This window comes from Parahaliea maris, assembly GCF_008064665.1.
Lineage (GTDB): Bacteria > Pseudomonadota > Gammaproteobacteria > Pseudomonadales > Halieaceae > Parahaliea > Parahaliea maris.
The window spans coordinates 237226-262286 of the sequence record NZ_VRZA01000005.1 but is presented as its reverse complement, the minus strand read 5'-3'; the positions used below and the strand labels follow the sequence as shown (position 1 = coordinate 262286).

The following is a 25061-nucleotide window of genomic DNA, read 5'->3' as shown; positions in this document are numbered from 1 at the left end:
CTTGTTACTGGCCGTCGTCTTCGTAACTCGCTACCGGCGGGCAGCTGCAGAAGAAGTTGCGATCGCCGTAGACATTGTCGATGCGGTTGGCGCTCGGCCAGAACTTGTTGCTGCGGGTGGCGGCCGTTGGGAACAGGCCCTGCTCGATGGAGTAGGGGCGGTCCCAGGCCGCGCGCAGGTCCGCCTGGGTGTGTGGTGCCTGGCGCAGGGGGCTCACCTCGATGGCCCATTCGCCGGATTCCACCCGGGCAATCTCCTGGCGAATCCCCGTCATCGCTTCGATAAAGCGATCCAGTTCCGCGAGGGACTCGGACTCGGTCGGCTCGATCATCAAGGTGCCGGGCACCGGGAAGGACATGGTAGGCGCGTGGAAACCGTAGTCCATCAGTCGCTTGGCGATATCTTCCTCGGTAACCCCGCAGGACTCCTTCAACGGCCGCACATCGACGATGCACTCGTGAGCCACCCGGCCGTTGCGGCCGCGGTAGAGGATCGGGTATTGCTCGCCCAGCTTGAGTGCCAGGTAGTTGGCGGCGAGGATGGCGACCTCGGTCGAGTGTCGGAGCCCCTGCTGGCCCAGCATGCGGATGTACAGGTAGCTGATGGGCAGAATCGCGCCGGAACCGAAGGGGGAGGCGGATACCGCGCCGTTCTGGGTAGCCAGATTGGGTACGTCGGTCACACTGTGTCCGGGCAGGAAGGGGGCCAGGTGGCTCTTCACACCAATCGGGCCCATGCCGGGGCCGCCGCCGCCGTGGGGAATGGCGAAGGTCTTGTGCAGGTTGAGGTGGGAGACATCCGAGCCCATCAGGCCCGGCTTGGACAGGCCCACCTGGGCGTTCATGTTGGCGCCATCCATGTACACCTGGCCACCGTTGGCGTGCACGATGTCGCAGATCTCCACGATGTTCTGCTCGAACACACCGTGGGTGGACGGATAGGTAATCATCAGGCAGCTGAGGTCGTCGGCGTGGCGCTCGGCCTTGGTTTGCAGGTCGTCAATGCTGACGTTGCCCTCGCCGTCGCATTCCACGATCACCACTTTCATCCCCATCATGGCGGCGGACGCGGGATTGGTGCCGTGGGCTGAAGCGGGAATCAGGCAGATATTGCGCTGTGCCTGACCGATGGATTCCTGGTATTTACGGATGGCCAGCAGGCCCGCGTACTCGCCCTGGGCGCCGGAGTTCGGCTGCAGGGAGATGGCGTCGTAACCGGTGATCTCCACCAGCAGGGCTTCGAGCTCGGTGAACATCTCGCGATAGCCGGCGGTCTGTGACTCCGGTGCGAAGGGGTGGACGTTGGCAAATGCCGGCCAGGTAATGGGAATCATCTCGGCGGTCGCATTCAGCTTCATGGTGCAGGAGCCGAGGGGGATCATCCCGTGCACCAGTGAGTAGTCCCGGTTTTCCAGCGCCTTCATGTAGCGCAGCATCTCCGTTTCGCTGTGATAGCGGTTGAAGGTCGGGTGCTGCAGGATCGCGTCGCCGCGGCGCTGGCTGGCGCTGATGCCGGTGGCGATTGTGCCGCCGGCAAGTTCGGCGTCGATGGCGTTGAGGTCGAGCCCGTGCTCGCTGCCCAGCAGCAGGTCGAACAGCTCCTGTACGTCCGCCGCGGTGCTGGTTTCATCCAGGCTGATGCCCAGTCGGGCATCGCCCACCGGGCGGAAATTACAGCCCGCTGCCAGCGCGCGCTGGTAGATGGCCTCGCGCTCTCCACCCAGGTCGAGGGTGAGGGTGTCGAAGTAGCTGCTGTTGCAGGTCAGCCCCTTGCGCAGTAGTCCGGTGGCGAGGATGGCGGTCAGGCGGTGGGTGCGTTCGGCGATTTTACGCAGCCCCTCGGGGCCGTGGTAGACCGCATAGAAACTCGCCATGTTGGCCAGCAGGGCCTGGGCGGTGCAGATGTTGGAGGTGGCCTTCTCCCGGCGAATGTGTTGCTCGCGGGTTTGCATGGCCATGCGCAGGGCCTGGTTGCCCCGGGTGTCGACGGATACGCCGATAATGCGTCCGGGCACCGAGCGCTTGAGCTTGTCGCTGGTGGCAAAGAACGCGGCGTGGGGACCGCCAAAGCCCATCGGTACTCCGAAGCGCTGCAGCGAGCCCAGCACCACGTCGGCGCCCATGCTGCCGGGGGATTCCAGCAGCACCAGCGCCAGGGGATCTGCTGCTACCGATACCATGGCCTGCTGCTGGTGGGCCCCGGAGATGAGTTGCTTCAGGTCGCTGATATCGCCGTAGGTGCCGGGATATTGCAGCTGCACGCCAAACACGTCGTGCTGGTCGAGCTCCAGCGGGTTGCCGACCACGACGTCGATATCAAAATATTCCGCCCGGGTTTTTATGACGTCGATGGTCTGGGGGTGAACGTCATCGGCGACAAAGTACACGTCGCTCTTCTTGCGGTTGGAACGCTTGCACAGGGCCATGGCCTCCGCTGCCGCGGTGGCCTCATCCAGCAGGGAGGCATTGGCCATCTCCATGCCGGTCAGGTCCATAACCAGCTGCTGGAAGTTCAGCAGGGCCTCCAGGCGGCCCTGGGCAATTTCCGGCTGGTAGGGCGTGTAGGCCGTGTACCAGGCGGGGTTTTCCAGTACGTTGCGCAGGATGACCGGGGGCACGTGGGTATTGTGGTAGCCCATGCCGATGTAGCTTTTGGCGACCTGGTTTTTTGCCGCCACTGCCTGCAGGGCTGCCAGCGCTTCTACCTCGGTGCAACCCTCGTCCATGGAGAGGGCGTCCTGCAGCAGGATACTGGCGGGCACTGTCTCGCTGATCAGCTGGTCGAGTGAGTTCACCCCCAGCGCTGCGAGCATGGCGTCCTGGTCGGCGGTTCCGGCCCCGATGTGCCGCCGGGTAAAGGCGTCGCGGTCTTCCAGTGCCGACAGGGCGAGTGTGGAGGTATCGGTGGCGGCGTGGGCCGCTGGCTGGGTGTCGGTGGCAGGGGCGTTCATGCTGTCAGTCCTCCGCGGTGCTGCTGAGATAGGCGTCTGCGTCGAGCAGTTGCCCGAATTCCTCCGGGTCGCTCGCCCGCAGGGTCACCAGCCAGCCCTCTGTGTAACAGGCCTCGTTTACCAGTTCCGGAGCGTCTTCCAGCGCGCTGTTTACCTCGACCACTTCGCCACTCACCGGCGCATATACGTCGGACGCGGCTTTTACCGATTCCAGCATGGCGAGCTGTTCTCCCTGGCCAATCTGCTGTCCTGCCTCCGGCAGTTCGGCAAACACGACATCCCCCAGTAACTCCTGGGCGTGATCGCTGATACCAACGGTCACCGTGCCGTCGCTGTTTTCCCGCAGCCATTCATGGGTGCTGGTGTACTTCAGTTCAGTGGGCGTTTCGCTCATGTTGCTGTCCTTGTCCGTAAAGAAGAGACGTAAAGAATAGGCGTGATCTGGCGTTGTAACGTTTAGCGGTACAGGGGGAAACGCGCACACAGCGCCTGGACCTGTTCGCGCACTTTGGCTTCGACCTGCTCGTCACCTTCCGGGTTGGCCTGCAGCGCGTCGAGGACGTCGCTGATCAGGTGGCCGACCAGGCGGAATTCCTCAACACCGAAGCCGCGGGTGGTGCCCGCCGGAGTGCCCAGACGAATGCCGGAGGTGATCGCCGGTTTCTCGGGGTCGAACGGAATGCCGTTCTTGTTGCAGGTAATGCCGGCGCGCTCCAGGGCCTGCTCGACCTGGTTGCCCTTGAGGCCGCGGGGGCGCAGGTCCACCAGCATCAGGTGGGTGTCGGTGCCACCGGTAACGATGTCGCAGCCGCGTTCGACCATCACCTCGGCGAGGGCCCGGGCGTTACTGACGACCTGGTCGATATAGGTGCCGAAGGCGGGCTGCAGCGCTTCGCCCAGGGCCACGGCCTTGGCCGCAATGACGTGCATCAGCGGGCCGCCCTGGAGGCCGGGGAACACGGCGGAGTTGATTTTCTTGCCCAGCTCCATGTCATTGCTGAGAATCATGCCGCCGCGCGGGCCGCGCAGGGTTTTATGAGTGGTGGTGGTCACCACGTCGGCGTGGGGCAGGGGGCTCGGGTGGGCCCCGGTGGCGACCAGGCCGGCGATATGGGCCATATCCACCATCAGGTAGGCGCCGACGCGATCGGCAATGGTCCGGAAGCGGGCGAAATCGATCTCGCGGGGAATCGCGGAGCCACCGGCGATGATCATCTTCGGCTGGCACTCGACAGCCAGGGCTTCCACTGCATCGTAGTCGATGCGTTGGGTCTCCGGGGACACGCCGTACTGCACGGCGTTGAACCACTTGCCCGACTGCGCCGGCCGCGCGCCGTGGGTGAGGTGGCCGCCGGCATCGAGTGACATCCCCAGGATGGTATCGCCCGGTTGCAGCAGGGCCAGCATCACCGCGCCATTCGCCTGGGCGCCGGAGTGGGGCTGGACATTGACGAAGCTGCAGCCGAACAGTTCCCGGGCGCGCTCGATGGCCAGGGCTTCGGCCTGGTCGGCGAATTCACAGCCGCCGTAGTAGCGACGGCCGGGGTAGCCCTCGGCGTATTTGTTGGTCAGGCAGGTGCCCTGGGCTTCCATGACCGCGCGGGACACGATGTTTTCCGAGGCGATCAGTTCGATGCCGTCCGCCTGGCGGCGCGACTCTTCGCTGACGGCGGCCTGGATGGCCGGGTCGGCGCTGGCCAGGTCCCGGGTGAAGAAGTCGGCACAGGTGGGGGAGGGGTAGGCCGCGGTGGTGGTGTCAGTGGTCATAATCTGTTGTCTCCGGCGTGAATTCTCGAAGTTCGCTTCAGCAGGCAACCGTATTGACGGCCAGCCCGCCGGTGGCGGTTTCCTTGTACTTGGCCTGCATGTCGAGGCCGGTCTGGTGCATGGTGCGGATGACGGCATCCAGCGATACGTGGTGCTCTCCAGTGCCGCGCAGCGCCAGGCGGGCGGCGTTGATGGCCTTCACTGCCCCCATGGTGTTGCGTTCGATACAGGGCACCTGCACCAGTCCCGCAATCGGGTCGCAGGTCAGGCCCAGGTTGTGTTCCATGCCAATTTCAGCCGCGTTCTCGATCTGCTGGTTGTCGCCGCCCAGCACGGCACAGAGGGCGGCGGCGGCCATGGAGCAGGCCACGCCAATTTCACCCTGGCAGCCCACTTCCGCCGCTGAGATAGAGGCGTTGTGCTTGTACAGCATGCCAATGGCGGCGGCCGTCGCCAGGAAGGTGTTGATGCCCTCGGCGTTGCTGCCGGGAACGAAGCGGTCGTAGTAGGCCAGTACCGCCGGTATCACGCCGGCGGCACCATTGGTCGGTGCGGTCACCACCCGTGCGCCGGCGGCGTTCTGCTCGTTGACGGCCATGGCGTACAGGTTGATCCAGTCCATCACGGTGAGCTGGTCGCTCAACCCCCGCTCCGGTTGTCGGCGCAGTTCGCGGTAGAGTTGGTTGGCTCGCCGGGGGATGTTGAGTCCGCCGGGCAGGTTGCCGGTGGCCTTGCAGCCGAGGCGAATACATTCGTCCATGGTCTGCCACAGGCGTGCCAGCCCTTCGCGCGTCGCTTCTTCGCTGCGGAATGCCGCCTCGTTGGCGAGCACCAGATCGGCAATGGTCAACCCGTGGTCGTCGGCCTGCTGCAACAGGGAGCGGGCATCGTGGAAGGGGTAGGTCACCGCCACCGGTGCAGTGGCGACACCCCGCCCCGAGGCGTCGGCCTCCGCGCAGCTGAGGACAAAGCCGCCGCCCACCGAATAGTACACGTTGCTGTAGAGAATGAGCCCGGCCTCGTCCAGGGCTTCCAGCCGCAGGCCATTGGGGTGCTTGGGCAGGTTGTCGCCGTGGTGGAAGCGCAGGTGTTCCGAGGCCCGGAACGGGACGGGGTGGCATCCGGCGAGTGGCAGGGTACCACTGCGCTCGATCTCGGCCAGGTAGTCGGGAATCTGGCGGGCGTCGACGTCTTCGGGGGTTTCTCCGAGAAGCCCCACGATCACGGCAGTGTCCGTGGCGTGCCCGAGACCTGTCATGGCCAGAGAGCCGTACAGGTGTGCCCGGATGCCGCATACCGTTGGCAGGTGCCGGCGCTCCGCCAGCTCTTCGAGAAAGCGATTGGCGGCGACCATCGGGCCGACGGTGTGGGACGATGAAGGCCCCACGCCAATCTTGAACAGGTCGAAAATACTGAGGGTCATGCCACTGGATCTCTTCCAAAGCCCGGTGATAAAAAACGACCCGGACAGAAGCCGCGGGCCGTGGGGGAGAGTGACAGGCTAGCAATGAGAGTTCCGATGCGCAACAAAAATTTCCAATAGGAAACTTTTGGTGCGTACTGGTGTACACTGTGCCTCATATTGGAACTAGGTGGCGGCGCGCAGCTGCGATAGCATTGCGCCCGGAGCCGACGGGTGAGGAGCGGGAGAGGAAAATGCCGGATCAGCCACATTTTTTACAGGAGCAGGAAGGGCTGATGGTACAGCGCAAGCGGGCCGAGGCCATGGTGGAGCCCCTGCAACTGGGCAAGCGGGTGCGCGAGATCCGGCTGAGCCAGAACCTGACCCTGGAAGAGGCCAGCAAATTGACCGGCCTGGCGCGCTCCACCCTGTCGAAGATCGAAAACGAGCAGATCTCGCCTACCTTCAGCGCCGTCAACAAGCTGGTGAAAGGGCTTGGAATCGACATCCCGCAACTGTTTGCCCAGCCTGTCGAGCGGCGCAGTTCCGGCGGCCGCCGCGATATTACCCGGGCCGGCGAGGGTGAGCCGCACCCGACGCCCACCTACGAGCACGAAATGCTCGCAAACCAGCTGCGGCAGAAGAAAATGCTGCCCTATCGAACCGCAGTGCGCGCGCGTTCGTTTGACGAGTACGGTGACTGGGTGCGCCACGGGGGAGAGGAGTTCCTGTACGTCCTCGCTGGCAGCATCATGTTCTATACGGAGTTCTACGAGCCCATAGAGCTGTTTACCGGCGACAGCGCCTACTATGATTGCGAGATGGGCCACGCCCTGACCTCTACCAGTGAGGAAGATGCGGTGGTGTTGTGGGTGACGGCCTGAGCCGAAGTGTTTGCATTGGCGGAGCTGATCCGCTACTTTTGTTTCCTATTGGAAACATGGCGGTCTCATGACCGCCTGCCATTGAACGTATTGCCACCGGACCCCCGCTCCCATATTCGTGTGCCTGTGAGCGGGTGTTATTGATTGAATGCGGAGAACACAATGACCGACCACGCTGCCGGGGATCTGCTGAAAACCCCTCTTTACGACCTTCACATTGAACTGGGGGGCAAGATGGTGCCCTTCGCCGGCTATGAGATGCCCGTTCAATACCCACTGGGGGTAAAGAAGGAGCACCTGCACACCCGGGACAAGGCCGGCCTGTTCGATGTGTCGCATATGGGCCAGCTCAACCTGCGTGGCGAGAGTGCCGCGGCGGCCCTGGAGGCACTGGTGCCGGTAGATATTATCGACCTGCCCGAAGGCAAGCAGCGCTATGCCTTGTTCACCAATGCCGAGGGCGGCATCCTCGATGACCTGATGGTCACCAACTACGGTGATTGCCTGTACCTGGTGGTCAACGCAGCCTGCAAGGCCCAGGACATTGCCCACCTCGAGGCCCACCTCGGCGATGCTGTCAGCATGGAGCTGCTGGACGACCGCGCGCTGGTCGCCCTGCAGGGACCGGCTGCCGCAGCGGTCATGGCCCGCCTGGCGCCCGCAACCGCCGACATGGTGTTCATGGACTCCCGCCGCATGACGATTCTCGGGGCCGATTGTTTCATCAGCCGTTCCGGCTACACCGGTGAGGACGGTTTCGAAATCTCCATTCCTGCCGCCCAGGCCGACGCAGTGGTCCGTGAAATCCTGGCCCAGGAAGAAGTCGAGCCCATCGGCCTCGGTGCACGGGATTCCCTGCGTCTCGAGTCCGGCCTGTGCCTGTACGGTCACGACCTGGATACCACCACGACCCCGATCGAGGCGAGCCTGATCTGGGCCATCAGCAAGGCCCGTCGCGCCGATGGCGAGCGCCCCGGCGGCTTTATCGGCTCCGACGTGGTGCTCGAACAGATCGCCACCAAGCAGGTGGCGCGCAAGCGGGTAGGCCTGGTAGGCGAGGGGCGTGCCCCGGTGCGCGAAGGCACCGAACTCTTCGATGCCGAGGGTAACGCGGTGGGTGCCGTGACCTCCGGGACTTTCGGGCCCAGTGCCGAAGCGCCGGTGGCCATGGCCTACGTGACGGCTGATTGCGCGGCTCTGGATACCGAGCTGTTCGCCGAGGTACGCGGCAAGCGCCTGCCGATGCGGGTCAGCAAAATGCCTTTCGTGCCCCAGCGCTACCATCGCGGCTGATCACGGCTAAAGCGCTCTCACTACCGTATAATCCCAGCCACAGGCCAGCGGCTGTTTACCCACCTCGAGGGGCAGGGTAGTCTTCCGCTGTGCCTCGGGCATACAGTTCAAATAACAGCTGGGGTTAGATGGCTATACAGCAACACTACTTGCGCATCCTGAAGCGTCAGGTCCAGGGCCACCTGCAGGAGCAGATGGAGCCAGAGGCTTATCAGGCTCTCCTTGCTGATATCGGCCCGGTCCTCGAAACGCCGTCTTCCGAGCGTGACGCAATCGCCCAGATCCTGCAGGGGATCTGGAAGGCGACCAACGACGAATGCTTCGGGATCAGCCCCGACCCGGTGCCGAGGGGGACCTGGGCGCTGACCTGCGACTATATGTCGGATGGCGAAACCCTGAAGATGGCCCTCGACCGCGGCCAGCGCATCAGCAGTTTCCTGCCCCCCGTTTGCCATCGGCTTACGGTCTCGCGCGAGGGGCAGCGGATATTTCTCGGCATTGGCACCTACGTCGGGCCCGACGATCCGGAGCATTTTCTCACCGAGTTCTACACCATGCTCTGGCACCGGTTCCTGTCCTGGTGCATCGATACCCCGTTACCGCTGATCGAGGTGCACTTTGCCCACCAGCAGAGCGAGCGGGAGCACGACCCCCGCAGCCTGTTCGATTGCCCCGTGCTGTACGGGCAGGACAGCAGCTGCATGGTCTTTTCCAGTCATCTCCTGGATTGCGCCATCGAGCGTTCCCCCGCCGAACTACAGAGCTTCCTGAAAGAATCCCCCGCGCACATCGTCGACATCTTCAATGACCGGGTGAGCCTGCGGTCACGGATCAGGGCCGAGATTCACAATGCGATTGAGCTGAATGGCAGGGTGCCCTCACTGGAAGACCTCTGTCAGGAGCTCGAGCTCAGCCCGCGCAAACTGCGCACCCGGCTCGCCCAGTTGGGCACCGATTACAGCCGGATCAAGGACGAGTACCTGCGCAACCACGTGGCCGACCTGCTGCGCGACCCCCGCTACAGTATCGACGAGGTGGTCGCCCAGTCGGGCTACTGTGATTCCGCCAGCCTCACCCGGGCCTGCAAGCGCTGGTTTGGTATGCCGCCGGCGCGCTATCGGGCGGAGCTTTAGGACCTATTCCTGCAGGTGCTTTGCCTGTAAGTGCTATGCCTGCAGGTGCTCGCGGAAGAAGGGAATGACCCGCGAGAGCGCGAAGTCGACGGGCTCTGGCCTGTCGTACAGGTCGTAGTGTGACCAGCCTTCCGCGACCACGATCTGTTTTTCCTTCGATGCGGCCCTTCCGTACAACTCCCAACCATCGCGGTAGGCGCCAAAGCCGCCGGGCTTGTCGCCGATGACGATCATCAGGGGCTGGGTCAACAGTACCTCCGCCTGCAGGAAAGCGTCCCAGCCCATGGCGGCGCTGTTAAAGGAAAACAGGCCGCTGGTCGCGCCGTTGGCTTGTTGGCCCCTGGGGGTTTTGTAGTAGTCCGTTGCTTCCAGTACATCAATATCGGTCAGCCCGTTTTCCCGCCCTTCCGCTACCGATGCTGGCAGGTAATTGATGACATTGCGCTCCGCGCCCTGTGCTTCCGCCGTGCGTTGGGCGGCCATCGCGTCCAGCGCGGCGACGGGGTCAAATTCACTGAAGGCTTCCCGCATCAGGCGGCCGAAGTTGACTCCGGTGATGGAGGTGAGGGCCTTGATGCGATGATCGGTGATCCCGGCATGAACGGTGTAGGCGCCACCGCCGCACACGCCGATCGCGCCGATCCGCTGTGCATCCACGTAGGGCAGGGAAACCAGATAGTCGATGGCGAAGCGGATGTCCGAAACCCGGATTGCCGGGTCCTCGATAAAGCGCGGCGACCCACCGCTGGCGCCCTGGAAGCTGGCGTCAAAGGCCAGCGCGATAAAGCCTGCTTCCGCCAGCGCTCGGGCGTAGATGTTACCGGAGGTCTGCTCCTTGCAACTGCCGATGGGGTGGGTGCTGACAATAGCCGGGTATTGTCTCGTTTCGTCGAAACCCGGCGGCAGGTAGAGGTCGGCTGCCGTGTCCCAGCCGAGGTTGGCGTAGGTCACGCCGACTTTGTTTTCATGGCTCATCTTCAGTACTCCAGTTACAGGGTGCGTCCGAAAAACGGCGCCAACGCGGCGACGGCTTCTTCGACATACTCGGGCACGTCATAGAGGGACATGTGGTTCGCACCCTTGACGATGTGCATCTGCTTGTCAGCGCTGGCCGCGCGCTCCAGCAGGTCGTCGCTCATCCACTTGCTGCCGGCTGCATCGCCCACGACAGTCAGTACTGGCTGGGTCAGGAAGGCCTCCGCCTTATGGTAGGCGTCGTAAGTGATGATCTGGTTCAGACTGCGAGCCGTCATGAACCCGGGGGCATTCGGGTGTTCGCAGCGTGGCGTGTGGTAGTACTCCCAGGCTTCGGCCAGTTCGGCGTTGGGTGCGTCTTCCTTGCGCATGGGGGCCAGCGGCAGGGTCGCCAGGTCGGCGTTGCCGGCGTCGCTGGTCCGGGATTGTGAACCCATGGCGAGCAGGGGGCTGGCGTCAGCATCGCTCACCGTGTTGTCCCAGCCATTGCGGAACATCTGGCCGATGTTGACCGCGCTGACGGTGGCCAGGGCCTTGATGCGGGGGTCGTTGATTGCAGCGTTGGCACTGTAACCACCGCCCGCGCAGATGCCCATGGCGCCGATGCGCTCGGCGTCGATGTAGGGCTGGGTGGTCAGGTAGTCGATGACCGCGCTGACATCCTCCGTGCGCACATGGGGGTTTTCCAGTTGGCGGGGTTCGCCGCTGCTCTCTCCCTGGTAGGAGGCATCGTAGGCAACGGTGACCAGGCCGTGTTTTGCCAGGTGCTGCGCGTACAGCCCCGCGGTCTGTTCTTTCACCCCGCCGCCGGGGTGGGAGACCACCAGGGCCGGGTAGGTCTGGTTGCCGTCAAAGCCCTCCGGAAAATAGATGATGGCCGACAGGGTGGTGCCCTGGCCATTGAGGTTTTTGATGCTGATCTTTTCCATGGTCTTGTCTCCTGTTGCGCTCTCGCGGTGCGTGGCCACGCGCCACAGGAAGCATAGTAGGTAACTGACACCGTTCAATAAATGGGCCTAAAATGACATGACTGTTAAGCAGGAGTTACCAATATGTCGCTGGATCCGTCACAGGTGCCGGCCCTGGTGTGGTTCTTCCACATTGCCCGTCATCGCAGCTTTACCAGGGCTGCCAGGGAGATGGAGGTCTCGCGCGCCGCGCTCTCACAGCAGCTGAAGTCGCTTGAGCAGCAACTGGGTGTGCGTTTGCTCAACCGTACGACCCGAAATATGTCTTTGACTGACGAAGGTCAGCGCCTGCTGGATGCGATCAGCCCGGCCATTGGGAGCATTGAGCGTGCTGTGGCGGAGGTGGGTGAGGCACACGCGGAGCCTTCAGGGGTCCTGCGGATCAATACCTCCCGGATCGCTGCACGCCTGTTGCTGGAGCCGCACCTCGAAACGCTGCTGACCCGCTATCCGCGGCTGCGCCTGGAGCTGGATTACAACGACGGCCTGGCGAACATCGTGTCGGAAGGGGAGGACCTGGGGATCCGGTTGGGCGAGAGCGTCGACGAGCACATGGTTGCGATCCCCGTGACGCCGCCCATCGAGATGGCTGTCATCGGCTCGCCCGCCTACTTTGATCGCTGCGGTGTGCCGGAAACACCGGCTGATTTGCAGCACCACAATTGCCTCGCCTATCGTTTCAGCTCCAGCGGTACCCTGGATCGCTGGACGTTCACCTCCCCCGACAGCGAGCATCGCACCATTGTCTTCGAGCCCAGGGGAAACGCGGTGTTCAACGATGACGAAAGCATGCTGACCGCAGCTGTGCAGGGCGTGGGCCTGGTGAAGTACCTTGATCTCTGCGTCCGCCGGCAACTGGAGGAGGGCACCCTGGTCCGGGTGTTGCAGCCCTGGTGCAAACCCTTTCCGGGGTTTTTCCTCTACGCGCCATCACGAGAACAGCGGCCTGCGAAAACCCAGGCGCTGATCGATTTTCTGGTGGCGCAGCGGAGTTCTCTGGGATCAAAACGGTCTGTGACAGGCAAAGCGCCGTGATCGGGTAGTGTTGGCCGGCGCCGGCGTACTGTGCCAATAGTGATTCTGCGGTGCTGCCTGCACCTGTCTGGCACTAAAATACATAGGTATGCGTAAAACTCCCTCGCCGCGGGCTCACACGCTGGCGATTTTGCTGGAAGATGGAATGTTGAAAGCTGAAGCCTACCCACGCTTCTATCCAGCGGTTCCCCGGCACTCGCGGGCATTGCTAGCGTACTGGTAGTCTCTATCACGGACAGACGTCCCCATATCACTTTTTTGCAGAGGGTCTTGTATTGGCTTCTCATTCACTTGAAGTTAATGGCGTGGTTCATCACGTCGAGGCAGACCAGAACGAACCGCTGTTGTGGATCCTGCGGGATGCCATCGGCCTGGTGGGCGCAAAGTACGGATGTGGTATTGGCCAGTGTGGCGCCTGCACCGTTCAGTTGAATGGTCACCCGGTGCGTTCCTGCTCGTTGCCGGTGAGTGCAGTCGCGGGGCAGAAGATCACGACCATCGAAGGCCTGTCAGACGGGGATGATCTGCATATCCTGCAAAAGCTCTGGGTGGAATTCGACGTACCGCAATGCGGCTATTGCCAGGCGGGGCAGCTCATGTCGGCCGCCGCGCTCCTTGAAACGAATCCTGATCCCAGTGATGAGGAAATTGACGCCTATATGGCGGGGAATTTCTGCCGTTGCGGTACCTACAACCGGATTCGCAAGGCCATTCGCACGGCGGCCGAAATGAAGAATAGCCCTGCTGTGACTGTCGCGGATTCCGGGGCTCTCCCTCTGGCGGGCGTCCCGCAAGAACGTGCGTGAGAGGCATTGACCATTGACAACGCGTAAGCCCTCCTCGCGACTCACGGATACCCTGAAAGGCAGATTGCAGGCCCGGGGGATTGATTTAACTACCTCCACAGCGGCGGGGGAGGAGAGCCTCGTGGTCAGCCGTCGCGGCTTCCTCAGGCTCTCCGGCTACGGCGGCGGCAGCCTGGTGCTGGGCTGCTATTTACCCCTGTCGGGCACTCCGGAGGTCAACGCAGCCCCTGCGGTTGACGCGGTGGAGCTGAATACCTTCATCAGTCTGGCAAAAGACGGAACCATCACAATCTATTCGCCGGGTCCGGAGATGGGCCAGGGGGTAAAGACTTCACTGCCCATGATCGTCGCTGAAGAAATGTGTGCCGACTGGTCGAGTGTGCGCACGGAAGCGGCGCCGGTAGAGGAGCGGTTCGGGCGCCAATCTTCGGGTGGTTCCACCAATATCTGGCGTCATTTCCAGGCCATGCGGATCGTCGGCGCGACCACGAGGGAGATGCTGCTGGCGGCGGCCGCTGAGCGAATGAAGCTGCCCAGGACAGAGCTGAGGGCGGAGCAGGGAAGAATCCTGCACAGTTCCGGTCGATCCATAGCCTTTGCAGAACTGGTCGGCCCGGAACTGGAGCGGCAACCGGTTCCGTCGCCCGAAACTTTGACGTTCAAGGATCCCTCGACCTATACGCTGCTCGGTACCCGGGTGGGGCAGACGGACAATGCCGATATCGTCCAGGGACGTCCCCTGTTTGGTATCGATCAGCAGGTTCCCGGGATGTTGTACGGCACTTTCGTCAAGTGCGCCGTGCTGGGGGGGAAGGTGGTCAGCGCCAACCTGGAGGAGGTTCGTCGGGCACCCGGCGTGAAAGACGCCTTCGTGGTAAGGGGAACGGGTAATCCCAGTGAACTGTCCGATGGAATTGCGATCGTGGGGTCCTCTACCTGGGCAGTATTGGAAGCCCGGAAAAAGCTTCAGGTCCAATGGGATGAAAGCGAGGCCTCCCGGGATAGCTGGCAGGCTTTCCAGGAGCAGGCTGACAGGGTGAGCCGTGAGACAGGCGAGACCCCAGTGGCTGACAGCGGCGATGTCGAAGGGGCGTTTGCGCATCCGGACCATCGGGTCGCAGACGCATTCTATCAGTACGGTTTCGTCTCGCATTTATGCCTTGAACCGCAGAACTGCACCGCTGATTACCGTCACGGGACGGGAGGACAGGCCGATAGCCTGGAACTCTGGATACCTTCGCAGATACCCGGGAGGGCCCGGCAATACGCGCAGTCCCTGTTCGGGCTGAACCCTGAAGACGTCACCATCCATCAGCTGCGCATGGGCGGTGGTTTTGGCCGGCGTACGAGCTATGAGTACGCCAACGAAGCGATCGCCATGTCAAGGCAGGTCGGGGCACCGGTCAAAAACCTGTGGACCCGGACCGATGACATCCAGCACGATTATTTTCGTGCGGCCGGGGCGCAGCGGCTGCGCGCTGCACTGGATGCAGAAGGCAGACTCGTCGCTTGGCAAAACCACTTTGTCGGTGTGAGTAACCGCGGAAAAGTAGTGCCGGGAAGTGTGCTCCAGCCATCCGAGTTCCCGATGCTGAACCTCAACCATGCGCGTGCCTCCCAGACCGCACTGGAGATTGCCACGCCCTGTTCCTACTGGCGCGCCCCTGGCGCCAATGTCAATGGTTTTGTGGTGCAGTCATTCCTCCATGAATTGAGCGTACTCGCGGGCAGGGATCATCTGGAATTCCTGCTGGAAATCATGGGGGAGCCGCGGTACCTCGGCGCACCGAACCAGTGGTCACTGCACACCGGCAGGGCTTCTGCCGTCATCCGCCTGGCCGCGGAGCGGGGTGGATGGGGGGGGACGGTTCCCGATGGAGAGGGGCTCGGGCTCGCCTTTCACTTCAGCCATGCTGCGTATGTGGCGGAGCTGGCGCATGTCGGCGTGGATGAAGCCGGCAAGGTCAAAGTCCATAAAGTCACCGCCGCGGTGGATGTCGGCCCGGTCATTAACCTGAGCGGCGCGGAAGGCCAGGTTGAAGGCGCTATCATCGATGGAATCAGCGCCATGATGGGTCAAAAAATTACTATGGAAGGCGGGAGGATTGCGCAAACCAATCTCCACGAGTATCCGGTACTGCGCATGCCCCACGCTCCGGTGGTGGAGGCACATTTCATTCAGTCTGATACCGCCCCTTCGGGCCTGGGGGAGCCGGCGTTGCCGCCGGTCGCCCCTGCCATTTGCAACGCCATTTTCACCGTGACGGGCAAGCGGGTAAGAACGCTGCCGATTGCGGACGCCGGCTTTGCTTTCGCCTGACCCAGTGGCATTTACCGTGCCCGGTAGTCGTGTAGCCCGGGTATGTGCAAAGTAGACATTAAATGAGGACTTATGGAACAACGCGAACTCCAACTGTCGTCGCTGATCCGGGCGACGATTTTTGTGCGTAACCTGGAGAAGGCGACCGCGTTCTACCGCGCGCTGGGTTTCGAGGAAACCTACCTCGATATGGTGCTCGATCACCCCTCGGCCAGTCAGGTCATCGGCCTGCCGCAGCACCACCCCTATCCCGCCCGCATTCTGAAGCAACCGGGCCCCAACTTCGGCATGCTCGGACTGTTCGAACTGTCGCCGGCCCAGGGCGCTGCAGAGGTCGACAGGGGCGACGGTGCCGCCCGCATCGGCGAGGTGGCGCTGGTATTTTACGTGCGCTCACTGGAACGCACCCTGCCGTTGCTGGAGCGAGCCGGCGCGCGCTGGATGCCTGATCCCCAGACATTTCAGATGGGGGATTTCTCTGTTCGCGAGACCTGTGTCCGGGATTGCGATGGCACGCTGCTTTCCCTGATCGAACGCCCCCCGGAAGACCAGTTGCGAACGACGCCGCCTCCCGTCAGCTGACGGCCAAGCGTAAGAGAGCTGGTTGCTCCCGGCTAATCCGGTTCCGCGCCATACTGTGAGCCTGCCTGGAGGAGATCCTGCAGGCCCAGGGTTGCCGACACCTCGTGCAGGTCACACATCTGTGAGTGCCACGCGCGTGTTGTACCCTGCTCGCGCAATTGCGCCAGCATAGTCTGAGACTGCCGCGTGAACAGGTTGATGAGCGCCGCCGGATGCAGTGCAACGCGATAGCCCAGGGCCTGCAGCGAGTCACAATCGTCCACCGGACTGTTGCCCCCTTCCACCAGATTGTGGATCAGGGGAGCCCTGGCTGCGAATCGCCCTGCGATCAGTTGCATGGCTTCCACTGTGGGAGGTGCCTCGATGAACAGGGCGTTGGCACCCGCCTCAAGATAGGCCTCGGCCCGGTCCATGGCGGCCTCGAGCCCCAGAACGCCAAGGGCGTCGGTCCGTGCAAAAATCAGTGTATTTTCGTCGCGCCGGGCGTCGAGCGCCGCTTTCACCTTGCCGACCATCTCGCTGGTCGCGACAACCGATTTACCCGCGAGATGACCGCAGCGCTTGGGGGCTTGCTGGTCCTCGATCTGCAATGCGCTGGCTCCGGCGCGCTCGAATTCCCGCACCGTACGCTGCACATTGAGGGCGTTGCCAAAGCCGGTATCGATATCGACGATAATCGGCAACTCGATTCGGTCGCGGATGCTGAATACGGTATCGCAGGCTTCCCGGGCACAGACCAGGCCCATATCGGGGCGGCCGAGCCGGGCGAAGGACAGGCAGGCGCCGGAGACAAAGGCGGCGGGAAAGCCGGCCTGTTCCACCAGTAGAGCGGACAGGCCGTCGTAGATTCCGGGCGCCTGGATCACTCCGGGCTGCTGCAGGAGGTGGCGCAACTGTTTGCGGTGATTGTTGCAGGGGGCTGTTTCTTGCATCGAATGCTACCGGGATGAAGGCGAGAGGGGCTCCACCCGGGAGCACCCCTGGCCAGTTGTCGTCAGGCGGGCAGGCTTTCAGGCCTGCTGTTCGCGAAAGGCCTTGAGAATTTCGCCGGGCGGTGCAGTCCAGACGCTGTCCTTGCCCGTGATGTAATCCAGCGCCTGCTCCAGTTTGGCAATGCGGTGGGGTTGGCCGAGCATCCAGGGGTGCAGGTTCAGCGCGAGAATCCGCCCGCTGTCGCTCTGCTCCGCTTCCTGCAGCAGGAAGTCGGCTGCATCGCAGACCTGCTCCAGCCAGGATTGCTCCGAGTGCAGGTTGTTCATGATGACGAAACGGTCTTCCAACTCATTCGACAGCGGCATCGCCCACAGGCCGCCATTGCCGGTATGGAAGCGGTAGGGCATGTCGTCGTTGACCCAGTCGCAGAAGTATTCCACGCCGTGCTCGACGAGCAGTTCGGGGGTGTGCTCGCTCTCGTTGCGGGCCGGGCTCAGCCAGCCGGTTACCGCCTGGCCGCTGGCCTGTCGCAGGGTATCCAGGCATTCGGTTACCAGCGCCCGTTCTTCGGCTTCATCCTGACCGCCGTAGTGCAGCGCATCCATGTGCACGCCGTGGGCCAGTATCTCGTCCCCGCGCTCGGCGATTGTGCGCAGCAGGGCGGGCGCTCGCTCCGCGAGCGCCGAATTGACAGCGAAGCCCGGGCGCACGCCGTAGCGATCGAAGGCCTTCAGGAAACGGTAGATGCCCACGCGGTTCCCGTAATCGCGCAGGCTGAAGTGGCGCAGGTCCGGGTAGGGCATGGTCATGCCGCCCGGGACGGCAAAGGGCTTCCCTTTCTGGTTCAGGGGGAAAAACTGCAGGCAGACGTTGACCCACAGCGCCAGCCGTTTGCCGCCCGGCCACTGAACCGGGGAGCGATCAGTGAGCATCGACCAGTCGTAGCGGTCGTGATCCATGCCGTATGCGCGGCGGGGATACTCGAGGTGTTCGCGTTCCAGTGCCATGGCCTCAGCCCTCCTGCGCAGCGATGGCCGCCACGGCGTTGCCATAGTGATGCTCGAGGTAGTGCTCGGCGATTTCCCGGCCGGTCGTCACCCACACATCGGAGTGCCCGGTGATGTACTCCAGCGCCTCCTCAAAGGCTTTCAGGCGATGCGGGCAGCTCACCTGGTAGTTGTGCGTGGGTATGCACATGACCGTGCCATTGTCGGCGCCTTCCTGGTACAGGCGGTCGAAGTTGTCCTTGAGCATCTGGCCGTAGCGGCGCGGTTCCACCTTGTTCACCACGTAGGCGATGGTGTCGTTCATCTCCAGCGAGTAGGGTACCGAGACGAAGCGTTGGCCATTGCGGACATGGACGGGAGTCGGCTGGTCGTCGTGGAACAGGTCGCAGGTGTAGATGCCCCCGGCCTCGGCGAACAGGTCGATGGTGTGTTCGGAGTGGGAGAGTGCGGGCGCCAGGTAGCCCGCTGGCTTGCGGCCGGTGTGTTTCTCGATGGTGTCGACCGAGTCCTGGATCATCTCCCTTTCCTGCTCTTCCGACAGGCCGTAGGTGTAGCGGGTGTTGTAGATGCCGTGGCTGAAAAACTCCCAGTCACGCTCGGCGCACATCCGGATGATTTCCGGGTGATGGTCGCACAGGGCGGTGGACAGGGAAATCGAGCCGCGGATACCGTAGCGGTCCAGCACCTCCATCTGCCTCACGTGGCCGACCCGGTTGCCGTAATCGCGAATGCTGTAGCCGGGTGTGGCCGGGTAGGGCTGGGGCCAGGCCTTGCGGTGGGGATTGGCCGGCGGGTTGAGTTCGTAGAACTCGATGTTGGGGGCTACCCAGAAAGCGACCCGGGCACCGCCCGGCCAGCTGATCTTCGGGCGCCCTTCCCAGGGCCAGTAGTCGTAGAGTCCGGGGTCGGCTTTCATGCTGTGTGCTTCCTTTTCTGTGGTGGCTCAGGCCTTGCGGCTGTCCAGCCAGTCGAATACTTCCTGCACCTCGAGGACGTCCGCGTACTTGATGGCGAGATCCGTCAGGTTAGCGAAATGATAGGATTCATGCTTGTCGGATACGCACTCCTCCGGAACGATGGTGCGGTAGCCGCGTGACAGTGAGTCCACCGCGGTGGCGCGGATGCAGCCGGACGTCGAGCCGCCGGTGATGACCACGGTGTCGACCTTGTGCCACACGCACAGGGACTGCAACTGGGTCTCGAAGAAGGCCGACGGCATTTTCTTGCAGTAGATCACATCGCGTTCACGATCGATGTCCAGGCGGTCATCGAACTCGGTCCGCTCGGAACCGAACTTGATGTTCTGCAGCGAATCCGGCGTGTCGGTGCGGGTGCCCCAGACACCGCAGTCCTCGCCCGATGCCATGTAGGCCACGTGGGTCCACACCACCGGCCAGCCCAGGGACCGGAATTTTTTTGCCAGGGTGTCGGTGTATTCCATCTGGCGGGGGTCGGTCTCGTAGGCGGTCTTGAACAGGTCGGTACGGGTGTAGGCCTTCTGCGGGTCGACATTGACAAGAATCGCCTTTTCGCCAAAGCCGAAGCGTGCCCGGGAGGGGTTGGCCTTGAGTTCCTGGTATATCTGGCGCGCGGTTTTATCGCTGGTTTCCATTATCGGGTCCTGCTGGCAGGGCGCTCCCGGGGGTGCGCCTGGATATTAATCATAAAGGTATACCAATAAATCATATACCCTCGTGGCGGCAAAGGCGAGTGCGCGAATTGCCTTTAATGATATAAAAATATAACATTACGGTTTTGCGGGAACTGACTGCGCTCCTCCCCTTTGGGGCAGGCCGACATCTAGCGAAGGGATCAGCCATGAACAAGACACTCGAAGGGGTTCGCATCCTCGACCTCACCCACATGCTCTCCGGCCCCTATGGGGGTATGATCCTGGCGGACCTGGGCGCCGAAACCATCAAGGTAGAGCCCTTGCATGGCGAAGGCACGCGCAAGTTGCTGGCGTCGGACCCGAAAAATTCGCTCGCCGGTATGGGGGCCTACTTTATCACCCTTAACCGCAACAAGAAGAGTGTAGCCATCGACCTCAAGAGCGAGGAGGGACTGGCCCAGTTCTACAAGCTAGTGGAAGTGTCCGATATCGTGCTGAGTAATTTTGGCGCGGGTGTACCCGAGCGCCTCGGGATCGATTACGCATCCCTGAGCAAGGTCAATCCCCGCATCATCACCTGCACTGTCTCCGGCTTCGGCTCCGATGGCCCCGGTCACAAGCGGCCGGCCTTTGACCAGGTGGCCCAGGCGAGTGGAGGCGGGATGTCTATTACCGGTATGGACCCGGAGCACCCGGTGCGGGCCGGCATTCCCATCGGTGACCTCGGTGGTGGCATGTTCGGTGTGATGGGCATCCTGGCCGCGCTGTATGAGCGTGAACGCAGCGGTCGCGGGCAGCACGTCGATATATCCATGCTGGACTGCCAGATTTCCCTGCTGAATTACATGGCGACCATGCATTTCCTGTCCGGTGAGAACCCCCACCCGATCGGCAATTCCCACTTCGTGCACGTGCCCTACAATACCTTCCGCTGTTCTGACGGTTTCATCGTGATTGCTGTCATCACGGACAATTTCTGGCAGAACCTGAAAACGGTCACGCCGTGCCCGGAGTTCGATGATCCTGCCCTGGATGGCCAGCCGGGCCGCTGGGCTGCCCGGGACATGATTGAAACAAAACTGAACGAAATTCTGGGCACCAACACCTGCGCGTACTGGCTTGCCCAACTAGAGGAAAAGCGTATCCCCTGTGCACCGGTCAACAATTTCAGTCAGGCGCTTTCCGATCCCCAGGTGCTGCACCGCAAGATGGTCGTTGAATTGCAGCACCCCGACGGCAGTAGCACACAGGGCCCCGGGAATCCCATCAAGCTGTCGCGCACCGGTGAAGACGAGTACAGCCCAGCGCCACTGCTGGGCCAGCATACTGAAGAGGTGTTCACCGCGTTGTTGGGCTACAGTGACGAGGAAGTGGTAAAACTGCGCCAGCAGGGAGTGATCGGCTGATGGGTGAACAGGTCATAATTAACGATGTGGGTCCCCGTGACGGCCTGCAGAACCAGCCCAGGATCCTCAGCGTCGAGGAGCGGGTACAACTGGTACAGGCGCTGGCGGACGCCGGCATGAATTACATCGAGGCGGGCGCCTTCGTGTCACCGAAGGCGGTACCGGCAATGGCGGGTACCGACCAGGTCATGGCGCGTCTGCAAGCTCTGGAGGGGGTGGCCCTGAGCGCCCTGATCCCCAATGCCCGGGGCTACGAACTGGCCCGGGCCGCCGGTGTGAACACCGTGGCCATGGTGCTCTATGCCAGCGATGGTATGGCCCAGGCCAACGTCAAGATGACCAGGCAGGAAGCCGAGGCTGACGCCGCAGCCATCATCGCTCGAGCTCGGGAAGAGGGCGCTCGGGTGATTGCCACGATCTCCGTGGCTTTTGCGTGCCCATTCGACGGCGACACCGACCCTGCCCTGGTGCGCGATATTGCCCAGCGATTCGCTGAACTGGGCGCGGACCGCATCGTGATCGCCGATACGATTGGCGCCGCCAATCCGCAGCAGGTGCGCGAATTGATGGACCCGCTGGTGCCGGCCGTTGGCAGCGAGCGACTTGGCTGTCACTTCCACGATACCCGCGCCATGGGGCTCGCCAACGTGTTCGCAGCCCTGGAGTCCGGAGTGCGCTATTTCGATGCGTCTATCGGCGGTCTCGGTGGCTGCCCCTTTGCGCCCGGTGCAAGCGGCAACGTCGCCACTGAAGATGTAGTGATGATGCTCGAACAGATGGGCTACAGCACGGGCATCGACCTGGACCGCCTGCTGCGCGCTTCAGACCTTTCGGAAACCCTCACTGGCACCGCGCCCGGCGGTCGCGCCAAGCGCTGGCTCAAGCCCTGGCTGGAAAAACAGGTAAGCGCCTGCACAGCTTGATAATTGTCATGGTGGCCCATCCGGGCCACCGTGCAGACTATTCCTCAGTCAGTTAATACCCTTTCAGCCGGTCCGTGCCGGCACCACAGCCCGTGCGAGGAGGCAGAGTATGGCACCCATGAATATAGCCGTTGTCGGAGCAGGAATAGCCGGCCTGACGGCGGTGCTTGCTCTTCGCGATCGCGGTCACACAGTGACGCTTTACGAGGCTGCCGACGCCTGGGCAGACATTGGTGCCGGCATCACACTGTCGCCCAACGCGATGCGGGCACTGGACGCGGTTGGCGTTGGTGAGGCCGTCTATGAAACGGGTGTGGAGCCTGTTGAACAGCATGTGTCCCACTGGCAGGACGGGCGCGTTCTGCTGGAGGTGGATCGCAGCAAGACCTTCGATACCTACAAGGCCCACTACGTCTACATCCATCGCGCCGACCTGCACCAGATCCTGGTCGCAGCGGCCGAACAACGCGGCGTGACCATTGTCCTCGGCAAGCGGGTAACGGATATTGACTGTGAGGGCGAGGGCGCGCGCCTGCTGTTCGCCGATGGTAGCGATGCACAGGCCGACCTGGTCATTGGTGCCGATGGGCTGAAATCCCGTGTGCGCCAGATGTTCGATCCGGTGGCACCGCACTTTACCGGGCATATTGCCTTCCGTGCTCTGGCGCCGGCCAGCCCCGCGATCCAGCACTTGGTCGACCAGCCGGGCATGCACATCGGCCCGGGTAAAATGGTGGTACGCTACCCCCTGCGCAAGGGCGCGCTGTTGAACCTGGTGTTCTTCGCCCGCCAGGATGGCTGGACCGAGGACGGCTGGTCGATTCCGGCATCGCCCGAGGAACTGACAGCGCTCTACGGTGACTGGTGTGAGGATATCCAGTCCATGATTGGCGCCATCCAGCACGGGACGCTGTTCAAGTGGGCCATCAACGCCCACAGCCCGCTGCCCAACTGGAACATCGCTGACAAGGTCACCCTGATTGGCGACGCGGCACACGCGATGACCCCCTTTCTCGGGCAGGGTGCAGCCACCGGCGTCGAGGATGCTGTGATGCTGGCGCGGGTGCTGGATGACGCGGCCTCGACAGGTGAGGCATTGCAGCGCTACCAGGCGGCGCGGCACGAGCGCACCAGTTTCATCCAGGCAGAGTCCAACGCGAATGCCGACCGCCTGCAGGGGCAGGAGTCCGAGATGTATGGCCTCGGCAATCTGCGCAACGAAGAGACCCTGGGGCTGTTCCACTACGACTGCACCACGGAGCCAGTCTAGCCCACGCCGATCGCGGGGCCTGACATCGCCGGCCCCGTTTACAGACAAGGGGTGACGGGGCCGTCGCCGCCATTTCAGGAGCCGACCGCGACACTATGGAATCATCCGCCGAGTTCACCTCGCAAACCGTGGAAGCCGGAGACCTTGCCCCGCGCAAGTCCGTCCCGCGCAAGACCATGATCCTCTACGGCTTCGGCCAGACCGGGGCGCAGCTGTTTCGCGATTCCCCGGCGGCCCTGTTGCCGTTGTTCATGACGACTATGCTGGGCGTTGCGCCCTGGCTGGCCGGGATCGTCGTCCTGATTCCCAAGCTCTGGGTCATTATCTGCGACCCGTTTATGGGCGCACTCTCAGATCAGTACAAGCCCCGGCACGGGCGCCGGCCGTTTCTCGCCGCGGGGGCTGTGTTGACCAGTCTGGGATTCATCTCCCTGTTTTCCTTCTCCGGATTTTCCTCCCAGTGGGCTGCTGCGCTGACCGTAGGCCTGCTGTTTTTTCTTGCCTCCACCGCCTTCAGCGCCTTCTCTGTACCCTACCTGGCGGTGGCGTCGGAGCTCTCTGAAGACCCACACGAACGCACCACCATCCTCGCCTTTCGCATGATTTTTGCAGTAGCCGGGGTGATCATGGGCGTCGGTCTGGCGCAGCCGCTGGTATTCGCGCTGGGTGGGGACGCCGCTGCCTGGCGTACCATGGCGATCATTTTTGGCGGCCTGTGCATGTTTGCCATGCTGGCGACAGCCTTCGGCGTACCTCGCGACTATGGTCACTCCGGGGCCGTCCCCGCGATGCCGGGCAAGATGTTGCTCAGGCTTTCGGTCGTGAAGCAGAACCGCCCGTTCATGATCCTGACCCTGACCTTCTTCATCCAGTCCATTGCCCAGGCCAGCGGCTATGCGGTGGTGGGTTTTGTCTTCCTCTACGCCATCGCCGATATCAACCTCCTCCTGCCTTTTGTGCTGGTCATGGCGGTTGGTTCGGTGCTCAGCCAGCCCATGTGGGTCAAGCTGTCACGCCGCTGGGGTAAGGAACGGGCTTTCTGGGTCGCCTGTATCGGCTGGGGCCTGGTGACGATCACCTGGTTGTGGATCGGGCCGGGTGAGGACGTGCTGGTGACCCTGCCGCTGCTGGGTGAGCTGTCGACCCAGCATTCCCTGGTATTGGTTCGGGCGCTGATCATCGGCTGTACCAACTCGGGCTTTTCGGTACTGACTTTCTCGCTGCTGACGGACACCATTGAGTTGCAGCGCCGCAAGGAAGGCAGTGTCGACGAGGGATTGTTCTCGGGCATTTTTTCCGCCACGGAGAAATTGGCCTTTGCTCTCGGGCCGGTGCTGGCGGGCCTGGTGTTGAGTGCGGTGGGCTTCCAGTCATCCACCGGCGGCGCGGTACCACAGGACCAGGAAGCCATCCGCGGGATGATCTGGCTCTACTCCACGATTCCTGCCGGGGTGCTGGCGTTGAGCCTGGCGGCCTTTACCCGTTATCACAAGGCGGCGAAAGAGGCGTTGGGCTGACGGAGTGGTATAGGTGTGATTCCCTGTTCCATCATTTTCGTCTAGGGCCGGGAAATATCTGAGAGGCTTCGACGTCTGACTTGTTTGGCGTATAGGTGTACTTGCGCCGCGCGCGCAGTGCCCGGAGCCTTTCCGGGACTCGCCGTGAATACATCCATGTAGGCTCGACAGCGGCATCCATGCCGCTGACGGTCCCGGAAAGGCTCCGGGCACTGCGCGCGCTCTATCTCGAGTATTTTCATTCTCGCAACTTCGAATCCGACTAATTGGATCTTCGC

General features: G+C 62.6%; 21 protein-coding genes. 11 read left to right on the top strand and 10 right to left on the bottom strand.

The features are described 5' to 3' along the window. Positions 1-4 precede the first annotated feature (4 nt). The 4 genes from gcvP to FV139_RS15075 form a co-directional block, all read right to left on the bottom strand. The gene (gcvP, locus tag FV139_RS15090) at positions 5-2950 is read right to left on the bottom strand and encodes an aminomethyl-transferring glycine dehydrogenase (RefSeq protein ID WP_148069290.1); all 2946 of its coding nucleotides are present in this window, start codon (positions 2948-2950) and stop codon (positions 5-7) included. A 4-nt stretch (positions 2951-2954) separates the two neighbouring features. Further along, positions 2955-3344: a glycine cleavage system protein GcvH gene (gene gcvH, locus FV139_RS15085; RefSeq protein WP_148069289.1), complete on the bottom strand. Its 390-nt coding sequence runs from the start codon at positions 3342-3344 to the stop codon at positions 2955-2957. A gap of 62 nt (positions 3345-3406) precedes the next feature. Continuing rightward, the gene (gene glyA, locus FV139_RS15080) at positions 3407-4717 is read right to left on the bottom strand and encodes a serine hydroxymethyltransferase (RefSeq protein ID WP_148069288.1); all 1311 of its coding nucleotides are present in this window, start codon (positions 4715-4717) and stop codon (positions 3407-3409) included. Positions 4718-4754: 37 nt separating this feature from the next. Next, a complete protein-coding gene (locus FV139_RS15075; RefSeq protein WP_148069287.1) occupies positions 4755-6140 on the bottom strand; it encodes an L-serine ammonia-lyase in 1386 nt (461 codons plus the stop codon). 233 nt (positions 6141-6373) lie between these two features. Here FV139_RS15075 and FV139_RS15070 point away from each other — a divergent pair, with 233 nt between their 5' ends. From FV139_RS15070 to FV139_RS15060, 3 genes are all read left to right on the top strand, one after another. Further along, positions 6374-7003 carry a helix-turn-helix domain-containing protein gene (locus tag FV139_RS15070; protein WP_148069286.1) on the top strand — a complete coding sequence of 210 codons (630 nt, stop codon included), beginning with the start codon at positions 6374-6376 and terminating at the stop codon, positions 7001-7003. A 162-nt stretch (positions 7004-7165) separates the two neighbouring features. Then, positions 7166-8296 carry a glycine cleavage system aminomethyltransferase GcvT gene (gcvT, locus tag FV139_RS15065; protein WP_148069285.1) on the top strand — a complete coding sequence of 377 codons (1131 nt, stop codon included), beginning with the start codon at positions 7166-7168 and terminating at the stop codon, positions 8294-8296. Between the two features lie 128 nt (positions 8297-8424). Beyond that, a complete protein-coding gene (locus FV139_RS15060) occupies positions 8425-9429 on the top strand; it encodes an AraC family transcriptional regulator (RefSeq protein ID WP_148069284.1) in 1005 nt (334 codons plus the stop codon). A 33-nt stretch (positions 9430-9462) separates the two neighbouring features. Here FV139_RS15060 and FV139_RS15055 read toward each other — a convergent pair whose 3' ends face one another. Next, complete coding sequence (locus FV139_RS15055; RefSeq protein ID WP_148069283.1) at positions 9463-10404, bottom strand: alpha/beta hydrolase; 942 nt, start codon at positions 10402-10404, stop codon at positions 9463-9465. A 14-nt stretch (positions 10405-10418) separates the two neighbouring features. After that, positions 10419-11372: an alpha/beta hydrolase gene (locus FV139_RS15050; RefSeq protein WP_456238457.1), complete on the bottom strand. Its 954-nt coding sequence runs from the start codon at positions 11370-11372 to the stop codon at positions 10419-10421. A gap of 84 nt (positions 11373-11456) precedes the next feature. Between FV139_RS15050 and FV139_RS15045 the strand changes: the two genes are divergently transcribed. The 4 genes from FV139_RS15045 to FV139_RS15030 all read left to right on the top strand — a co-directional run bounded on the left by FV139_RS15045 (position 11457) and on the right by FV139_RS15030 (position 16115). Continuing rightward, a complete protein-coding gene (locus FV139_RS15045; protein ID WP_148069281.1) occupies positions 11457-12407 on the top strand; it encodes a LysR family transcriptional regulator in 951 nt (316 codons plus the stop codon). Positions 12408-12682: 275 nt separating this feature from the next. Beyond that, complete coding sequence (locus tag FV139_RS15040; protein ID WP_148069280.1) at positions 12683-13213, top strand: (2Fe-2S)-binding protein; 531 nt, start codon at positions 12683-12685, stop codon at positions 13211-13213. A gap of 13 nt (positions 13214-13226) precedes the next feature. Next, a complete protein-coding gene (locus FV139_RS15035; protein ID WP_148069279.1) occupies positions 13227-15533 on the top strand; it encodes a xanthine dehydrogenase family protein molybdopterin-binding subunit in 2307 nt (768 codons plus the stop codon). 72 nt (positions 15534-15605) lie between these two features. Further along, complete coding sequence (locus FV139_RS15030) at positions 15606-16115, top strand: VOC family protein (RefSeq protein WP_148069278.1); 510 nt, start codon at positions 15606-15608, stop codon at positions 16113-16115. A gap of 32 nt (positions 16116-16147) precedes the next feature. Here the strand turns inward: FV139_RS15030 and FV139_RS15025 are convergent, their stop codons facing one another. The 4 genes from FV139_RS15025 to FV139_RS15010 all read right to left on the bottom strand — a co-directional run bounded on the left by FV139_RS15025 (position 16148) and on the right by FV139_RS15010 (position 19667). Continuing rightward, on the bottom strand, positions 16148-17047 hold the full coding sequence (locus FV139_RS15025; protein WP_148069277.1) for an isocitrate lyase/PEP mutase family protein: 900 nt from the start codon (positions 17045-17047) through the stop codon (positions 16148-16150). A gap of 78 nt (positions 17048-17125) precedes the next feature. Beyond that, positions 17126-18055 carry a polysaccharide deacetylase family protein gene (locus FV139_RS15020; protein ID WP_148069276.1) on the bottom strand — a complete coding sequence of 310 codons (930 nt, stop codon included), beginning with the start codon at positions 18053-18055 and terminating at the stop codon, positions 17126-17128. A gap of 4 nt (positions 18056-18059) precedes the next feature. Next, positions 18060-18971, bottom strand: a complete 912-nt coding sequence (locus tag FV139_RS15015; RefSeq protein WP_148069275.1) for a polysaccharide deacetylase family protein — start codon at positions 18969-18971, stop codon at positions 18060-18062. Positions 18972-18998: 27 nt separating this feature from the next. Further along, complete coding sequence (locus FV139_RS15010) at positions 18999-19667, bottom strand: isochorismatase family protein (RefSeq protein ID WP_148069274.1); 669 nt, start codon at positions 19665-19667, stop codon at positions 18999-19001. Between the two features lie 206 nt (positions 19668-19873). Between FV139_RS15010 and FV139_RS15005 the strand changes: the two genes are divergently transcribed. The 4 genes from FV139_RS15005 to FV139_RS14990 all read left to right on the top strand — a co-directional run bounded on the left by FV139_RS15005 (position 19874) and on the right by FV139_RS14990 (position 24783). After that, complete coding sequence (locus tag FV139_RS15005; protein WP_148069273.1) at positions 19874-21073, top strand: CaiB/BaiF CoA transferase family protein; 1200 nt, start codon at positions 19874-19876, stop codon at positions 21071-21073. Beyond that, the gene (locus FV139_RS15000; RefSeq protein ID WP_148069272.1) at positions 21073-21996 is read left to right on the top strand and encodes a hydroxymethylglutaryl-CoA lyase; all 924 of its coding nucleotides are present in this window, start codon (positions 21073-21075) and stop codon (positions 21994-21996) included. The genes FV139_RS15005 and FV139_RS15000 overlap by 1 nt, the downstream gene beginning before the upstream one ends. 109 nt (positions 21997-22105) lie before the next feature. Next, complete coding sequence (locus tag FV139_RS14995; protein WP_148069271.1) at positions 22106-23266, top strand: FAD-dependent monooxygenase; 1161 nt, start codon at positions 22106-22108, stop codon at positions 23264-23266. A gap of 95 nt (positions 23267-23361) precedes the next feature. Beyond that, on the top strand, positions 23362-24783 hold the full coding sequence (locus FV139_RS14990) for an MFS transporter (protein ID WP_148069270.1): 1422 nt from the start codon (positions 23362-23364) through the stop codon (positions 24781-24783). The last annotated feature ends 278 nt before the right edge of the window (positions 24784-25061 follow it).

Excerpts from the sequence above, each read along its gene's own strand:
- gcvP (WP_148069290.1), bottom strand. The coding sequence starts at position 2,950 with ATGAACGCCCCTGCCACCGACACCCAGCCAGCGGCCCACGCCGCCACC.
- gcvH (WP_148069289.1), bottom strand. The coding sequence starts at position 3,344 with ATGAGCGAAACGCCCACTGAACTGAAGTACACCAGCACCCATGAATGG.
- glyA (WP_148069288.1), bottom strand. The coding sequence starts at position 4,717 with ATGACCACTGACACCACCACCGCGGCCTACCCCTCCCCCACCTGTGCC.
- FV139_RS15075 (WP_148069287.1), bottom strand. The coding sequence starts at position 6,140 with ATGACCCTCAGTATTTTCGACCTGTTCAAGATTGGCGTGGGGCCTTCA.
- FV139_RS15070 (WP_148069286.1), top strand. The coding sequence starts at position 6,374 with ATGCCGGATCAGCCACATTTTTTACAGGAGCAGGAAGGGCTGATGGTA.
- gcvT (WP_148069285.1), top strand. The coding sequence starts at position 7,166 with ATGACCGACCACGCTGCCGGGGATCTGCTGAAAACCCCTCTTTACGAC.
- FV139_RS15060 (WP_148069284.1), top strand. The coding sequence starts at position 8,425 with ATGGCTATACAGCAACACTACTTGCGCATCCTGAAGCGTCAGGTCCAG.
- FV139_RS15055 (WP_148069283.1), bottom strand. The coding sequence starts at position 10,404 with ATGAGCCATGAAAACAAAGTCGGCGTGACCTACGCCAACCTCGGCTGG.
- FV139_RS15045 (WP_148069281.1), top strand. The coding sequence starts at position 11,457 with ATGTCGCTGGATCCGTCACAGGTGCCGGCCCTGGTGTGGTTCTTCCAC.
- FV139_RS15030 (WP_148069278.1), top strand. The coding sequence starts at position 15,606 with ATGGAACAACGCGAACTCCAACTGTCGTCGCTGATCCGGGCGACGATT.
- FV139_RS15025 (WP_148069277.1), bottom strand. The coding sequence starts at position 17,047 with ATGCAAGAAACAGCCCCCTGCAACAATCACCGCAAACAGTTGCGCCAC.
- FV139_RS15020 (WP_148069276.1), bottom strand. The coding sequence starts at position 18,055 with ATGGCACTGGAACGCGAACACCTCGAGTATCCCCGCCGCGCATACGGC.
- FV139_RS15015 (WP_148069275.1), bottom strand. The coding sequence starts at position 18,971 with ATGAAAGCCGACCCCGGACTCTACGACTACTGGCCCTGGGAAGGGCGC.
- FV139_RS15010 (WP_148069274.1), bottom strand. The coding sequence starts at position 19,667 with ATGGAAACCAGCGATAAAACCGCGCGCCAGATATACCAGGAACTCAAG.
- FV139_RS15005 (WP_148069273.1), top strand. The coding sequence starts at position 19,874 with ATGAACAAGACACTCGAAGGGGTTCGCATCCTCGACCTCACCCACATG.
- FV139_RS15000 (WP_148069272.1), top strand. The coding sequence starts at position 21,073 with ATGGGTGAACAGGTCATAATTAACGATGTGGGTCCCCGTGACGGCCTG.
- FV139_RS14995 (WP_148069271.1), top strand. The coding sequence starts at position 22,106 with ATGGCACCCATGAATATAGCCGTTGTCGGAGCAGGAATAGCCGGCCTG.
- FV139_RS14990 (WP_148069270.1), top strand. The coding sequence starts at position 23,362 with ATGGAATCATCCGCCGAGTTCACCTCGCAAACCGTGGAAGCCGGAGAC.